The organism is Paenibacillus sp. E194 (assembly GCF_000935845.1).
Taxonomy (GTDB): domain Bacteria; phylum Bacillota; class Bacilli; order Paenibacillales; family Paenibacillaceae; genus Paenibacillus_B; species Paenibacillus_B alvei_B.
In genome coordinates this window covers 1-15558 of the sequence record NZ_JMDX01000039.1, presented here as the reverse complement: position 1 = coordinate 15558, position 15558 = coordinate 1, and the positions used below count along the sequence as shown (strand labels likewise).

Sequence of the window (15558 nt, the reverse complement as noted above, 5' to 3'; positions counted from 1 at the left end):
GTGCCTTTGGATTGGATGGATGCGTTCACATTGTTGTAGGTTTGATACTAGACTGAGAGCCGATTCATTGAGGAAGATCATTACTTGTCGGGTTGCTATATATGCGTATATACCACGAATCGACAACGATCAAATGCATACTTGTGAGGTAAATTATGGTATAGTTTTTTATAAATCTATCAAACTAAATACCCATAGTCAACAATTAAATCACAGAATACTCCTTAGAATACTCAAGGAAATGCGGAAATAGGAGGATAAATGATGGATTATGCCGAATCATTCCTAGTCATCACATCAAAATATCTTCTCACTCGTCACATCAGATTCCTCCAACACATCTAAATACGAGCGAATTTAAAGGGAAAGGATTTTTCGCCATGAAACGACTGCTGCTTGTTGTAACCCTCTTATTTACAGCTGGTTATTCCATCTTAAACGGTCATAATTCCCTGCTTATAAACGTATCGAATTCCTTCTTCATCATCGGTCTTATCTACCTATTGATCGCCTTGCTCGCTTACGTGCGGAACATCGGCTTTTTTAAGTCATTGAGCTATCATCTCCAACGCAAGGAGAAGGAAAAAGAACATGCGCTTCATTACGATTCCAGTAACAAATCGTCGTCTGGGCAGCCCAAAAAGAGAATAGCCCTGCATGAATATGCTGAATTGATTCGCACAAACCAATGGTCCAGCAAAATATTATATTTGTACTCGATTCCGTTGCTGTTGTGCTCCTGTATGCTGGCAATATTCGCAACATAACAACCCCGTTCCATAACAGAACGGGGATTAATCAAACGCTATTCAATCTTTAAAACGTTCATTTCCATGTAATCACACAGTATTAACCCGTCCAGCAAGGACGGGTCTAATCCTTCATCTCTCTTTTTGACTAATTGGACAAGGTCTGCTGTTGTACATGTTCCTGCTCACTTGTCTCCGAATCTGTATATCTTAATTGACGCAATGCTGGCCGCGTCATGGCACCAAATACAATGACTAACAAAAATATCCCAAAAATACGTACAACAAACTGGATACCTATCCCAGCATGCAGCAAATAGGCAACGAATGCGTAAGAAAGCGGTGTTAATCCGGTTACAATCGATATGAAGATACTCATTACTTTCCCTATCATATGATGGGGAGTGCTTGAATGAATGTACGTGAACAATGGGATATTCATAACCTGAATCAATACTCCAATCGAAAACAACACAAGCATAGACACGACTAAATGATGCACATATCCGAGTGACGTGTAAGCAATAACGATCAGAAACAACGAGCATAAAATAACAATTCCCGGTCTTGCGAAAGACTTTCGCAGAGATACAACAACGGATCCCAATATAAATCCGACTCCCAGCGAGACCTCTAACATGGCTAACACAACTGCGTTCCCCTTAAAAATATCCTTAGCCAAAATCGGAAGCATTACCCCCATTGGACCAGTCACGAAAAAATTCATAATGAATCCGATTGCCATTAACGTTGGCAATGCGCGATGTGTGCGAATATATTCGAAGGAGGAAGTCAATTCCCTCCACTTTGATTTTCTTGGTGTGCTGGAATCATGCGATTGAATCCGAATAAAGGATATAAGCGTAGTCGAAATAATGATAGAAATAAGACTAAATAGAAAGACTCCGGAAAAGCCTATTGTAATAATGAACGTGCTGCTAAGCAGGGGACCTATGATTAAACTGTACTGATTAGCCATACGAAGCAGCGCGTTGCCTTTCTGGTAAGCCTTTTTATCAATGATTGACGTAATAACAGAGTCATAGGCCGGTCCAGCAAATGCATCCAGCACACCGAACAAGAAGGAGACGATGATAAGGAATAACGGGGTGATCATATCCAGCCAGTACATCGTCAGCAATAGCCCAATCGAGAGCACCTTCATCCATTGCGATGTGAGGATAATGATCTTTCGATTGACGCGATCTGCGATTACTCCGCCGTATATCATGAACAGCAGTCTTGCACCGGAAGAGGAGAAAAGGATTAAACCCAAATAACTGCGCGAGTCAAACAAAGTCACCGTCAACCATTCGACAGCAACAATGTAAATATAATACCCAGGACTAACTAGAATTGCGGCGGTCAGCAGCAGCATGTAGTTCCTGTTGCTACGGAGATTAGTTGTTGTATTCATAGGCAGGCTCATTCATTCTGGATTCTTCATGCAAGATCAACTGAATCAACTCTTCCGGTTGCGGAAGAGCGGCATCTGAACTGGTATAGGTACCACTTGAAGCCTTATATCCCTCTGCCTGTACATTAACGAACAGATGTCCGTCTTTCTTGAGGATTTCCACGTTCCGCTGCACGCTCGGCTGATTCCACATAGAGTTATTCATATTCGGGGCGATGTATATCGGGTTAGCATAGTTCAACACGCAACAGCTTAACAGATCGTCTGCCATTCCGTGCGCCATCTTGGCCAAGAAGTCCGCAGATGCGGGAAGTATGAGGAAGATGTCGGCATCCTGAACAGCGTTGACATGCGGAGCTTTGAGATTCTTCGTAAATAGATCATCATAGACATGATCGCACAAATTGGCTAGTGCAAGCGTAGACACAAACTGCTTGGCATTATCGGTAACGACAATATCCAATTGACACTGAAAGCGGCCTTTAAGCGCGAAAATATAGTTATGTACGTTCAAGGCGCCAATTGTACCTGTAATCCCTATTACGATTTTGTTATACGCTCGGCTCATATGCATAATCCTCATTTACTAGTGTAATGTACTTCTTAATACTCTTCTTTACTGGAGGACATGGTGTTGCGCCAGTCTCAATTCGTTCGAGTGGACATGCATTCCCCTGGCATGATGGTCTGAAGAAGCATTTGGTGCAAGAAGCATCCTCATTGACTCCGCCTGTAACCCACAAGCTCCATTTCTCTTGATCAATGACCATATCCCCATTTTCAAGAATATCGCCTACATGATTCATTGGATTATTGAATGCAACTGTACATTTGTAGATCATCCCGTCAGACCCGATTACACATGAGGATGGACTGGAGGCATAGCATTCAGAACCTCCTGGACGCAAGTATTGCTTGTATAAATCGAAATTAAATCCTTTTTCTTTCGCTTTCTCATAGAACGGAAACAGCATTTTCGTATCGCATAAATGGACGTCAGCTGTCTGTTCCCCTTTCAAATTCTGTATCGGCACGAAATGCAGCATGAAACGGGGATCGTCAACAAATGCACTGCTGACTAACGAAATATAGTTATCCATCACAGTCGACACTTCTTGATTGATATTGGAACGCAGTACAACATTGAAAGGTTTATCGCTTTGCTTCATCTTCAATAAATTCGAGAATATCGTATCAAATGTCTTCTCTCCGAATCGGCCCACTCGGTAGCTGTCATGCGTTTCCGCAGTCCCATCTAAAGTAATTTGAAAGCTTCTCACATTCATGTCGAGCAGTTCCTCGAAAGTCTCACTATTTAGCAAATAGCCGTTCGTTGTGATATTGGCGTGATATTGCACGTTGTATTTGGCACAAATCTCTTTGATTGGAGCAGACATGCGCTTAATGACATCGAATGATTTGAGCGGCTCCCCGCCAAACCAGCTAATGAGCAGCCGGCTATAATTTTTAACGTTTCTCTCCAAAAAATTCAATATTCCTTGCTGCACCGATTCCTTCATTTCGGACTTCAGAAAGTCTTCATAACAGTAAGTACAACGGAAGTTGCAATCCTCATTTGGCAGTATTATTAACTGAAGCATACGGTTCTCAGCTAACATATTGTACTTTTGTGCAGTTGCCAGCTGAAATTCATTCACTCGATTCTTAACTAAAAAACCTTTGTTTTGTAAATGTTGAATTAATCCACTGCGGATCTCATCTTGTGACTCTACTACATCAAGCTCCCTGACTTTCAACAGCTCATCAACAATCTCTGCCTCTCCACCAGTGAACTTACTTATTTTCCCGGTATATGAATTATATAGACGCAAATGTTCACCGTCTGCGACACGAACATTGAAACGAGATGCCTTGAGCGTGCTGCTGTCCTGGATCGTTATATCTCCTCTTAATACCAATTGAATCCCTCCGCAGCTATTTGAAATACCTACCAAATTGAGAATTATGTACTCGCTCATCATTGCTGTTGCTATTGCTATATGGATAACTGTCCTGCTCATTAGTGCAAGTAGAATCAGTAGAAATATCCTCGGTTTAATAGATGTAAACGATTACAAAATAGGCTGGAGCCTATTTTGTAATCGTTTGGGATAAGTGCTTAACAGAAAATGTTGATTGTCTTGGATCCGCCTTCTTCGCCTTCTTTTTCAACTGAAAATGCCATTTGATTCACCTCCATAATTTGGTTTGTTCGCCACTTGCAAGTTCAGAATAATTCCATTTTATACTAAAGTCAACTCTTTTCTTGAAATTTTTTTTGGTATAATATATAACAAGAATAGGTTTATTCCATGAATGACAACATTCTATCTATTACCCTCTAAACACTAAGTTAACAAGTTGTTTCCACGCTGGTGTTAAGTTGATTCACTCCCTTATTGCGAACATTCGATATCACTCTCCACGACAAAAAGAGCCAATATCCTGTAGGCAGAATGATGGCTCCCCAACGTAATCGTTATCTATCAATTTCAATCTTGACTCTTCTTTCTCATTTCTTAGGGCAAATATTCATATCTAACGTCAATCAAAGCATTTTCGTTTGTGGCAAGACCTAGTGTTGCAGCAACGCCTGGCGACAAATCGATCCCTGCAGGATTGAGCACCTTGCGACCCTGTGCATCCTTGCCATTGTTCCAATTGTTATAATAGGCAGCTGTTGAAGCAGGAGTACCCAATGCTAAGCTAAAGCCGAATCGTCTAGGATTGCTTCCATTGGCAGTATCCCAGTAATTATCATCGACATTCCAAGGGTCAACATCCTTCACTTCAACACCAAGTGCAGACTTAACCGTATTCGGATTATAAACATTGACTACATGCTTCGGATTGCCATACGTCCCTCGAAATTGGACTGGGATATTACTAATCCAGCCTTTATTCGCAAATTTAATATATTTATCAGGCAGTGCGTCCTCATAGGAGCCGCTTATATCTGGATCGTATTGAGTTGCAAAAATACCAGAGATTCGCGGTACGTCAGCATATGCACTGTATTTTGTCTTCAACCACGTATTTCTGCATTCTTTCTCGTCTGCCCACCACTTCGTCATCCATTCTTCGAAGGAAGTGTACTTATCTTGGAGCAGATTCTGTAAGGCAGCATTCCGTACTTGAAATAAGGTATCAGCCTTCGCGTTATAGCTGTCCGCCGTTAGCGACTTCAACTGATGTAAATCTATTACTACGTAATAGACCAATCAAACTTGACAAAAACGCGTAAATAAAATATCCGTTTAAGCTCATTGAGATGAAAGACTAGATAGTATCCATATGGAGTAGAAGATATGATAATTGGTAACCGAGGGGGGGTATGCTGGGAGTTATTGTAGCGTTCACACAAATACGAACACCTTATCGGGAAGCCGTGAGGCGGGTATACCTTTGACACTCTCACGTGCCTCCCTGCACAAGCGTAATCTTGTGCATGCCTTAGGTGCTTCAAACTACATCAATTGCTTATGCAAGCTCACGAGTGCTCGCAGACAAATTCAAGAAATAGTTCAACGTCTTCTGAACTCGTTGAATCACTTGATCCTGAACAGGCTGCCCTTCTGCTGTGAATTGTCTTGCATCGCCGCCGATGGAAATCCATTCTGGACAGTTAATTCCGTGTACATTGCGAACGATTGTCTGTAGATGCGTCAACGAACTGATACCAACCGCACCACCTGCAGAGCTAACCGACAAAACGACCTTATTGTTGAAATAGTCAAAGCTCAAATAATCGAGCGCGTTCTTCAGTACGCCGGATATACTCCCGTGATACTCAGGTGTAGCCAACACAATGGCATCAGCTGCGAGAACCGACTCTCTTAACAGCTTCACATTCGTATGCTGTTCTGCATCGTCTGGGCAGTAGAGAGGAAGCTGCAGTTCATTGAGATCAATGACTTGCGCCTCATGGCCTTTCTCCTGAATACTTGCTGCTAGATAACGAACAAGCTTCGTGCTTGTTGCTTCTTTACGATTGCTGCCAGAAATACATACGATGCGCATGATCGCACTCCCCTTCCATCATCATTCGGCTGACAAGCGTCTATTACGTCTATTAATCTCGAACGGGGATGATATATCCGCTGCCATTCACGCAGCGTTTCTTCTCTAGCAAAGTCAAGCCCTCCCAAGTAACACCCGGGATCTCCCGCTCGAAATGTGCTTCTGCTTGCAGAAATGCTTGTTCTTCTGTATCTGCTGTCAGCACACATACGAACGTTCCTTGCGTCGAGGACGCTTCCAACCGATATATGTACATTTTTCCATCCCCTTCCCTATCGCACATCATACATAAAACCGGAATCATGCGTCAAGATGTCACATCAATTGAAATCGTCTATCCCTCCTCCGCACATCTTGCAAATATACAAAAAAACCCGGCCAACCGCATGATGCGGCTTCGCCGGGCTTATCCAAATCTGTGAGATCTAGCAGCGTCTTATTGACACAGACGCGAAGCCAAATCGTACAGCTCCATATTGAATTCCTTCTTCGTGTTCACAACGAGATCGATGTCTGTTGCGACCAGCTCACCCTTAATCATACCGCAAGCCTTGCCGGATTCGCCTTCCATCAGCTGGCGAACCGCGAAGTCGCCCAGACGGCTTGCCAAGATACGGTCGAACGCTGTTGGGGAACCACCGCGCTGGATATGACCGAGAACCGTAACACGCGGCTCAACAGTTGGGCAGCGTTCAATGATGGCATTCGCTACATCTTCACCGCGTCCAACACCTTCCGCTACAATAACGATGCTGTGACGCTTGCCGCATTCGAAGTTCTCACGCATACGACCTGCAACTTCATCTATGTTATGGTCAACCTCAGGTACAAGAATTGATTCCGCGCCACTAGCAAGACCTGCATACAGCGCTATATCCCCACAATGGCGACCCATAACTTCCACGACAGAAGAACGCTCGTGGGAGCTCATCGTATCGCGAAGCTTGTTTACTGCGTCAACTACGATGCTGACAGCTGTGTCGAAGCCAATTGTATAATCTGTAAAGGAAATATCATTATCAATTGTTCCTGGCAGACCCATTGTCTTGATGCCAAGCTTGCTCAACTTGTTCGCACCTTGATAAGAACCGTCGCCACCGATAACAATCAAGCCATCGATGCCGTGCTTGCGCAAAATGTCTGCACCCTTTTGCTGGCCTTCCGGAGTTCTGAACTCTTGGCAGCGAGCGGATTGCAGAATCGTTCCGCCACGTTGAATGATGTCACCTACACTGCGAATATCCATTAGGCGAATATCTTCATTCAATAACCCTTGATAACCGCGCTGAACTCCATAAACCTCAATTCCATTGAATATAGCTGCACGCACTACTGATCGGATTGCAGCGTTCATACCTTGTGAGTCTCCGCCGCTTGTCAATACGGCAATCTTTTTTACAGCAGACATGATTCGTTTCCTCCCTCATAATCCTCAATACATATGTTTACGTATCCAGAGGCTGTTCAACCAGAAAAATAATCGCATAAGCGGACTATTCTTCATGAGACGCTTGGATACTTGTTGAACCGCGGCCTGTTCCCTTACTTTCGGATCTGATAAATATAGAGCTAGCAGCCCTTCTATAATCATACGATGAAATCGTCCATCCGGCAGTGAGCTAACTCGCACCGTTGCAAGGTCTGCAAAGTGGCCAATCCGGTTCACGACCAAGCTCTGATCGTCGTAATAATTGCAGAAATTCAAGTCTCCGCCGGCACGATCTTCTTCTTGGTCAATTAAATAATCTAACATAATATGCAGTCCACATACATATGGAAAATATGCCTCTAGAATGTGGTCTGCATCTGCTTGCGTCAGACTCTCGTCTGCCGCAGCCAAAAATAACTGGAACACACCTAGTGTGGAGCCGGTCGCCGCAGCGAATTCATTCCAACCGAGCTCCGTATAAGCCGATTCATGCAGGTTCCACCAATCCAGCAGTGCCTGCTCCCGCGAATCCGGGTGAATATGCTTGTACACCTGAAGGTCTGTATACAGTCCGACAAGACGAACAATATGCGGCTGTGCGATTCCATACGCCGGCAGTGAAGCAATACTATCTCTGCACGTCTGTACTAGATCACGCAAATAGCCTCCGTCCTCTTGATCATCACGGAGCGCATAATAGTCTTTGAGGGGTTCGTCCGGTTGGACCGCATCCAGCATAGCCTGATGGAGCAAGCGGAAATCATCCGCATCCATAGAGGTGCTTCGGTCGCACAGGTTGTCCAAATAGTCACTGATCGTCTGAAAAGCAACAATGAGCGGGATCAATATATGGCGTACATCTAATCTAGCCGCAGCGTATACCGCACCGCCCTCACAATGAAATTGCTTGCTAGCGATGCTCGCGAGCGCCTGCTTGCGCAGCTCCTCGTTCGGAATTCGTTCAGCCCGCGTCTGCCAGCTTGCCAACGATTGACGAACCCCCGGCAATATATACTTATATACGCGGTACATGAGTCCGAGCGGCCCTTTCGGAGCTCGCGTACGGCGTTGCCTCACCTGATTCAAGAAAATCCTCCGTCCTCTGTGTAGGTCAACTTCTACGAGATGATGTTACTCACACTTATTGAGTACCCATTTTAACCACACCTATTATATTACGAAGTGACTAATTGCACAAACGATTGCATGCGATATTTACTAGTGGTGATTTTTGGCATCTATGTCTGATTGAACCCGGTACCACAAATTCAAATCGATAATTTGCGATGCCAACTCTGCGATCTCGCTATTCAGCCGGCAGGAAGCCTCAAATTGCTCCTCTTCATTCAGCGCATCCTGCTTCAAAACAATCGTACGTTCCAGCTCTTTAATACGGTCGGGAATTCTGCCGCGAGTGTGTTCCCACTTGTCCATAATGAGCACTTGTTCGTCCCAGCTCAGTCCATCCCAAGAATCCTCAACTAAGGGCACTTCAATACCAAGCCGTTCATCGAATTCGAACCAATCATTCACCATGCTTCCGCACCTCCGGTAAATAGGATGCATCATTAATGCTGTTAATGTACCATGCCGCTTGCGAGGATGTAAATGACGAAACCGCCCCAATCCACAGGAAGCATGCTATACTAGGGATTATTCCATTTTTACTTGCTCAATTAACAACTCCGATATATACACATTCATCTACTTCATGGAGGGAACACGCATGGCGTATCCGGCACCCCGGAACACAGAAGCACATTGGCTGCGCGCCTTTACATTTATGATCTTTATGACCTCTTCGGTCGTTGTATCGTATTTGCCGCTCTATTACAAATCATTACATTTCACAAGTGTCCAGATCGGACTTCTCTATTCCATTGGGCCGCTCATCTCTATCATTTCCAACCTATTCTGGGGCGTAACCAGCGATAAGCTCGGTACGTTGAAAAAAGTGCTCATCACGTTGTTGGTCGCACAAATCGTATTATCAGTGGCACTTGCTCAAGTATCTTCGTACGGGTTGGTTGCTCTGCTTCTCGTTTGCTTTTATTTCTTTTACTTTCCGATATATCCACTGAACGACAGCTTCGCGATTATGACCGCACAGGCTCAAGGCAAGAGCTTCATCGGCATTCGTGTTTTTGGCTCGATCGGCTTCGCTGTATCTGCACTCCTATTCGGGTTCATATTACGTTCGGTAGGCGCCTCGTACAGCATATGGGTCATTGTTCTTCTTGGCGTGCTGTCGCTGGTACTTGCTTTCCCGCTTACTGATAAACGCGCCACGATGAAGAAGATGGAGCTGTCCGGACTGTGGGTTGTCCTGCGGCAGCGAGAAGTACTATTGTTCTTCTTGTTCGTGCTGCTGCTTGCCATCGGACATCGTCTGAATGAAGCCTTTCTCGGATTATCATTGTCCCAGATTGGGGCAGATGAATCTTTGGTTGGATGGGCTTGGATGCTCTCAGCACTTAGTGAAATCCCGATCTTCTTCTTATTGAATGCCTATGGGGAGAGATTCAAGGAACTGCCACTATTAGCATTCTCCGGGTTAACCTATACCATTCGGCTTCTGCTTATTGCAGTGCTGCAAGATCCAACATGGATTGTATCTACGCAGTTGCTGCACAGCGTGTCATTCGGGATCTTTTATTTCGTTGCCGTTCGCTATATAAGCCGTGTCATTCCTGACGAATATCGTTCAACAGGGCTTGCACTGTATACGATCGTCTGGTCCAGCATCGCAGGGCTCATAAGCGGAACTTTCGGTGGAATCTTAATGCAATCCTTCGGCAAGGATGTGCTATATGAGGTTGCAGCAGGGTTCTCATTTATAGCCTGCCTTGGCTTTATAACTATGGCTACCATTGCCCGTCATAGTGAAACAGCGACAATTCAAAAGTCCAGCAGACACAGCTAATTGCATTTTTTCAACTGTACCGTATAATAGTAGTAGGTCTTAATACAAGGTCTTAAAGCAATCATACTACTCGTTCGGTGGAGGGTCACCAATATGACAACAACGTATGAGACAATAAAGGAAGTCATTCATGGGCGTCGCAGCGTTCGTCGCTATGATGAACGTCCAGTGTCTGTCGACGACATTAAAGAGCTTGTGGATTGTGCGCGTTACGCGCCAAGCGACACAAACTCCCAAACATGGGAGTTCATCGCCGTTGTGAATCGTTCGATGATCAAGCAAATCGAGCAGTTTACATGGGATGCATTGCATGCCAAGGCTCAAATAGCGGAAGAGCAAGGATTAAACAAGGAAGCGAGAATGCTGCTCAAGTCCTTCGGACCCTATGCAACAGCCTTCTCAGACGCACCAGCACTCATTGTATGCTTAGCGACGCCTTACACTTCGAAATTCCGTGAGCGCATCTTCGATCCGATTCAATTGGTGCCAACTGCGGTATGGGATGAAGAGGGCATTAAGAGCAGCTGCTTGGCCATTCAAAATTTGATGCTAGCCGCTCATGCGCAGGGCTTGGCTACCTGTCCAATGACTGGTCCTGTCCTACTGGCTGCTGATGCAATCAAGTCTCTGCTTGACATTCCAGAAGATCGCCAGGTCAACATGGTCCTTGCACTCGGCTATCCACTGGAAACACCGGCCAAGCTCCCACGCAAGCCGGTCGAAGAGATACTGCGCATCATTGAATAACAGAGCATATTCACGTATCAATAGCACATGAAGCCCCTTAACTCCCCACAATAACTGTGGTGGAGCAAGGGGCTTCTCTTTTGGGAGATTCGTATTATTCCTACTATAAGATCTGATAGTATTGCCTGATCTATGTTCCATTCACTTCTGTAGCTTCAAATACACGATGATCACCCATCAGTTTCCCCGCATGAAGGAGACGGAACTGGACAGGCGTCATTCCCTCATGCTGCTTAAATCGATGAATGAAATAACTTGTGTGCATGAAGCCAACCTCCTGTCCCACCTGCTGGACAGACAGCCTCGGGTAAGCGAGTAGAAGCTGCTTTGACTTACGAATCCGCAGACGTATCACATATTGAAGCGGCCGCATATCAAGTGTTCTTCGAAACAGCTTGCATACATACTGTGGAGTAACACCTATCTGGTCGGCCATCTGCTGAAGTGTAAGCTCCTGATGAACATGTTCTTGAATCCACTCCAACAACGGCGTTAACGGATCATTATCCAAGTGCCGCCCTTCCCTGACAAGAGTCTCCCATCCGGATTGAGTCCACGCCATCATCAGTTCATAGGCAAGTCCTGACAGCATTGTGCCGTGTCCCTCATTGAACGAGGATCTGTTCAATAAAGCAATCGCCCTCTTGATTGGCTCTAGCGTGAGCTCAGGATTCATTGGAGTAATCCTTGTCGATTGATACAATTGAGCCGCAGTCAGCAGCTCCTGCGATAAGCTTCCTAGAAATCCAAACCAGTAGATTCCCCATGGCTCCTCAATTGGCCTATATTCATGCGGTATATTGGGATATAAGATAACACCCTGCCCAGTCTCTACAACGATAGGCTCGCTCATCCCCTTCCACCAGAACTCGCCGCGGCCGGACGTGCATTGCAGCCACTGGTAATCAGGATATCCGCTCAGTCGTACAATTTCCTGTTGGCTTACCCAGCTTCCTACCGTGGTTACAACGAGTGGCAACGACCGCTCACGCTCGCTGATCATTGGAAAATGAAAATGCTGCATTGACTTCACCTGTTTCGAGTTTCATATATTGTTATTTCAAATAAAATCGTTAGATTGATTGAGCGTCTTTTTTCATTTTATCATATATACAATCAACAGCCTTTTACATTCATATCGTGATATTGAGTCTATAGCATTTGAAGGGAAGATGAGAATGTCAGTAGAACGAATGAACCTGGTAGATCCGCACAATGAACAAGATGCATTAACACTGAATGAATTATTGCAGTCACCTACTGTATTGCATCAACAACGCCTCCATGACCGTGCCTACTTCATTCCTTGTGCAAGCGCCTCCGAAGCATTGACGTACGAGCGCGGTGCATCGGCCTATTTCCAGCAGCTGAGCGGCACCTGGAAATTCAGCTACGCAGCGAGTCCCGAGCAAGCACCAGCAGCGTGCTGGATGCCCCAGTACGATGATTCCGATTGGGACGTGATTCCGGTACCTTCGAATTGGCAAATGCACGGCTACGGAAAACCAGAATATACGAATATCCTCTATCCGTTCCCAGTTGAACCTCCCTTTGTTCCCCATGATAATCCTACTGGAACGTATCGCAGGACTTTTTGGATTGAGCCAAGCTGGATGGAACAAAATGTCGTCCTTCGATTCGAAGGTGTGGACAGCGCATTTCGAGTATGGGTGAACGGGCACTATATTGGCTACAGTCAAGGAAGCCGCATTCCTGCTGAATTCGACATCCGTCCCGCGCTGCAGCAAAGTATGAATCAAATTACCGTTCAGGTATACCAATGGTGCGACGGCTCCTACCTAGAAGATCAGGATATGTGGTGGTTAAGCGGTATTTTCCGCGATGTGTATTTGCTGGCCTTCCCGACGGAGCATATGTGGGACTTTACCGTTCGCACACACTTGCTTGACAATGGTGAGCGTGCTCAACTGGACGTTGATGTCGAGCTCTGCATCAGCGAGGAGGCTGCGCAGTCACATACATTTGCATGGACAATATTGAATGCTGCGCGCCAGCCAATTTCGCCGACGAACACGATCTTGGTAAGTGATCGATGCCAGCAATCAGAGCCAATCATCCGGGTAAGCACTACCGTAGAAGCCCCTACACTATGGTCAGCGGAGACCCCTTATTTGTATCATCTCGTGCTGGAGCTTCGAGACAAGAACCAAGAGGTCATTCAAGTAATCTCACAGCGAATCGGATTCAGGGAAGTGAAGCTTACCAGTACGAATCTTCTCGTAAACGGGAAGGCCATCATGTTCAAGGGTGTCAATCGGCATGAATTCCATCCGGATCATGGACGTGCGGTTCCCTATGCCACAATGGTCGAAGATGTGCGCTTAATGAAGCAGTTCAACTTGAATGCTGTGCGGACCTCACACTACCCGAATGATCCGCGCTTCTACGCCTTATGTGATGAGGCAGGGCTATACGTAATCGACGAAGCGGACTTAGAAACACATGGATTTCAAGCTGCCGGGTGTTGGTCACTGCTCAGTGAGGATGAGACGTGGAAACAGGCCTATGTGGAGCGAATGCAGCGGATGGTAATCCGTGACAAAAATGCGCCGAGCATCATCATGTGGTCGCTTGGCAATGAATCTGGCTGTGGACCCAATCATGCAGCCATGGCCGAGTGGGCACAACAATATGATCCGACTCGCCCCGTTCATTACGAAGGGGATTGGAGTAACATGCTTGGGCTCGGCATCCGCTCAACGATGTACCCAACACTCGAAGCCATTGAGAAGGTTGTCCAGTCTGATGATGATCGTCCTTATATTTTATGTGAATTCGCGCATGCAATGGGCAACGGCCCGGGAGCGCTTAAGGACTACGTAGAAATGTTCTATCGCTACCCGAAGCTGCAAGGTGCGTTCGTCTGGGATTGGGTCGATCAAGGCATTCGGCGTGAGCGAGAGGATGGCCGCCAAGAAATGGCGTATGGCGGTGACTTCGGCGAGCTTATTCATGACGGAAACTTCTGCTTGAATGGACTCATCGATGGAGACCGTAAGCCGTGGCCCGCTCTGCATGAATACAAAAAAGCGATCGAGCCTGTCAAAGTCTATGCCAGCAGTGAACCAGGAGAATATATCATCGAGAACCGGTACGACTTCCTTCCATTATCATGCTTGCGCGGTCACTATTCCATCATTGCCGATGGTGAACTAATTGCCGAAGGGACATTCGAGGTGCCCGAAGTACCTCCACGTGAGCGCGCTGCATGGCAGTGGGATGCACGGACAGCGATTCAAGCCGCGTTCGGCCATACGATATCTGAACCGGCATTTCAGCATATGTGGCTTCGGTTCTCCTTCCGTTCGGGTAGGGGCACTTATGGCACAATCCCATGGCTGCCTGTGGGTCATGAAGTGGCATGGGCTCAATTTGAGCTTGAGCCTTCGCAGGTTCTTCAGCTACAGCATACCGATTGCATACAGGAGACAGCAGCTTCCTCTACCATATCATCGTCTAAGAGCAGCCTGACATCCGGCTTCGGTATTCATACTGCCCGTGCAGGCAAGATGTCGCTGAAGCCCATTTCGATCCATGACAAAGGAGATAGCCTCATCCTTACAGGCAGCAGCTTTACTATGGAGATCAATCGGTCAGACGGAAACCTTCTCTCTTGGCGTTTCCATAACACAAATTTACTAACTGGCAGTCCCCGCCTTCAATTATGGCGTGCCGTTATCGATAATGATCGCTATCTGGTGACAGATTGGCGGAATGCTCGACTACATCAATTGAAGAAACGGATGAAACAGGTGACCATCGATTCATCACGCGCATCCGAGGGGATGATTACCGTAACGACCTGCTTCCGGTTAGGAGCACCTGCCTTCATGTGGGGATTGGCCTGTGAGCAGATCATGACCATACAAGGAAATGGGATCATACAGCTGCAGATTGACACTCGGCCTGATGGATACCATCCAGAGGTTCTCCCTCGTTTTGGCTACGAGCTTGGCATCCCTGCCGACTTGAATTTCTGCAGCTGGTATGGACGCGGTCCAGGCGAAAGCTATGTCGACAGCAAGCAAGCAGCTGCAATTGGCTGGTACGAAGCGAAGGTCGATGATCTTATGGTGGCATACGAGAAGCCGCAAGAGAATGGCAATCGTACAGATACAAGATGGGTATCTTTTGTGAACGCACAAGGCACGGGACTATTCTTTACAAGCTAGCACTGGGGTGGACACCTTTGACTTTAGCGCGCAACGTTACTCGGTCATGGACTTGGAGAATGCCGCTCATCATGCTGATC

At 46.2% G+C, this 15558-nt stretch carries 14 protein-coding genes; 4 read left to right on the top strand and 10 right to left on the bottom strand.

From position 1 onward, the window contains the following. Positions 1 to 380: 380 nt before the first annotated feature. Entirely contained in the window at positions 381 to 767 is a 387-nt protein-coding gene (locus AZ66_RS07885) for a DUF3899 domain-containing protein (protein WP_044354330.1), read from the top strand. A 130-nt stretch (positions 768 to 897) separates the two neighbouring features. On the opposite strand, the gene AZ66_RS07880 is transcribed toward AZ66_RS07885, so the two are convergent. The 9 genes from AZ66_RS07880 to AZ66_RS07840 all read right to left on the bottom strand — a co-directional run bounded on the left by AZ66_RS07880 (position 898) and on the right by AZ66_RS07840 (position 9151). Next, positions 898 to 2166, bottom strand: a complete 1269-nt coding sequence (locus tag AZ66_RS07880) for an MFS transporter (RefSeq protein ID WP_044354329.1) — start codon at positions 2164 to 2166, stop codon at positions 898 to 900. Next, positions 2150 to 2734, bottom strand: coding sequence for a flavoprotein (locus AZ66_RS07875; protein WP_044354327.1), 585 nt, complete (start codon positions 2732 to 2734; stop codon positions 2150 to 2152). The genes AZ66_RS07880 and AZ66_RS07875 overlap by 17 nt, the downstream gene beginning before the upstream one ends. After that, positions 2718 to 4085, bottom strand: a complete 1368-nt coding sequence (locus AZ66_RS07870; RefSeq protein ID WP_044354326.1) for a radical SAM/SPASM domain-containing protein — start codon at positions 4083 to 4085, stop codon at positions 2718 to 2720. The genes AZ66_RS07875 and AZ66_RS07870 overlap by 17 nt, the downstream gene beginning before the upstream one ends. Before the next feature lie 600 nt (positions 4086 to 4685). After that, complete coding sequence (locus AZ66_RS07865; RefSeq protein WP_044354325.1) at positions 4686 to 5354, bottom strand: hypothetical protein; 669 nt, start codon at positions 5352 to 5354, stop codon at positions 4686 to 4688. A 292-nt stretch (positions 5355 to 5646) separates the two neighbouring features. Continuing rightward, positions 5647 to 6186, bottom strand: a complete 540-nt coding sequence (locus AZ66_RS07860; RefSeq protein WP_044354323.1) for an NADPH-dependent FMN reductase — start codon at positions 6184 to 6186, stop codon at positions 5647 to 5649. Between the two features lie 52 nt (positions 6187 to 6238). Then, on the bottom strand, positions 6239 to 6442 hold the full coding sequence (locus AZ66_RS07855) for a DUF3906 family protein (protein WP_044354322.1): 204 nt from the start codon (positions 6440 to 6442) through the stop codon (positions 6239 to 6241). A 180-nt stretch (positions 6443 to 6622) separates the two neighbouring features. Further along, on the bottom strand, positions 6623 to 7594 hold the full coding sequence (gene pfkA / locus AZ66_RS07850; protein WP_044354321.1) for a 6-phosphofructokinase: 972 nt from the start codon (positions 7592 to 7594) through the stop codon (positions 6623 to 6625). Positions 7595 to 7618: 24 nt separating this feature from the next. Then, positions 7619 to 8701, bottom strand: coding sequence for a tetraprenyl-beta-curcumene synthase family protein (locus AZ66_RS07845; RefSeq protein ID WP_197081668.1), 1083 nt, complete (start codon positions 8699 to 8701; stop codon positions 7619 to 7621). Between the two features lie 132 nt (positions 8702 to 8833). Beyond that, a complete protein-coding gene (locus AZ66_RS07840) occupies positions 8834 to 9151 on the bottom strand; it encodes a hypothetical protein (RefSeq protein ID WP_044354320.1) in 318 nt (105 codons plus the stop codon). 190 nt (positions 9152 to 9341) lie between these two features. Between AZ66_RS07840 and AZ66_RS07835 the strand changes: the two genes are divergently transcribed. Together AZ66_RS07835 and AZ66_RS07830 are read left to right on the top strand one after the other, a co-directional pair. Then, the gene (locus tag AZ66_RS07835; protein ID WP_044354319.1) at positions 9342 to 10538 is read left to right on the top strand and encodes an MFS transporter; all 1197 of its coding nucleotides are present in this window, start codon (positions 9342 to 9344) and stop codon (positions 10536 to 10538) included. Positions 10539 to 10631: 93 nt separating this feature from the next. Then, positions 10632 to 11285 carry a nitroreductase family protein gene (locus AZ66_RS07830; protein WP_044354318.1) on the top strand — a complete coding sequence of 218 codons (654 nt, stop codon included), beginning with the start codon at positions 10632 to 10634 and terminating at the stop codon, positions 11283 to 11285. A gap of 130 nt (positions 11286 to 11415) precedes the next feature. Here AZ66_RS07830 and AZ66_RS07825 read toward each other — a convergent pair whose 3' ends face one another. Further along, positions 11416 to 12309 (bottom strand): AraC family transcriptional regulator, encoded by an 894-nt coding sequence (locus tag AZ66_RS07825; protein ID WP_044354317.1) that lies wholly within the window; start codon positions 12307 to 12309, stop codon positions 11416 to 11418. 154 nt (positions 12310 to 12463) lie between these two features. Between AZ66_RS07825 and AZ66_RS07820 the strand changes: the two genes are divergently transcribed. Next, positions 12464 to 15478 carry a glycoside hydrolase family 2 TIM barrel-domain containing protein gene (locus tag AZ66_RS07820; RefSeq protein ID WP_052648434.1) on the top strand — a complete coding sequence of 1005 codons (3015 nt, stop codon included), beginning with the start codon at positions 12464 to 12466 and terminating at the stop codon, positions 15476 to 15478. Positions 15479 to 15558: the final 80 nt, after the last annotated feature.

Coding starts and splice junctions, on each gene's coding strand:
- AZ66_RS07885 (WP_044354330.1), top strand. CDS start 381: ATGAAACGACTGCTGCTTGTTGTAACCCTCTTATTTACAGCTGGTTAT.
- AZ66_RS07880 (WP_044354329.1), bottom strand. CDS start 2,166: ATGAATACAACAACTAATCTCCGTAGCAACAGGAACTACATGCTGCTG.
- AZ66_RS07875 (WP_044354327.1), bottom strand. CDS start 2,734: ATGAGCCGAGCGTATAACAAAATCGTAATAGGGATTACAGGTACAATT.
- AZ66_RS07860 (WP_044354323.1), bottom strand. CDS start 6,186: ATGCGCATCGTATGTATTTCTGGCAGCAATCGTAAAGAAGCAACAAGC.
- AZ66_RS07855 (WP_044354322.1), bottom strand. CDS start 6,442: ATGTACATATATCGGTTGGAAGCGTCCTCGACGCAAGGAACGTTCGTA.
- pfkA (WP_044354321.1), bottom strand. CDS start 7,594: ATGTCTGCTGTAAAAAAGATTGCCGTATTGACAAGCGGCGGAGACTCA.
- AZ66_RS07840 (WP_044354320.1), bottom strand. CDS start 9,151: ATGGTGAATGATTGGTTCGAATTCGATGAACGGCTTGGTATTGAAGTG.
- AZ66_RS07835 (WP_044354319.1), top strand. CDS start 9,342: ATGGCGTATCCGGCACCCCGGAACACAGAAGCACATTGGCTGCGCGCC.
- AZ66_RS07830 (WP_044354318.1), top strand. CDS start 10,632: ATGACAACAACGTATGAGACAATAAAGGAAGTCATTCATGGGCGTCGC.
- AZ66_RS07825 (WP_044354317.1), bottom strand. CDS start 12,309: ATGCAGCATTTTCATTTTCCAATGATCAGCGAGCGTGAGCGGTCGTTG.
- AZ66_RS07820 (WP_052648434.1), top strand. CDS start 12,464: ATGTCAGTAGAACGAATGAACCTGGTAGATCCGCACAATGAACAAGAT.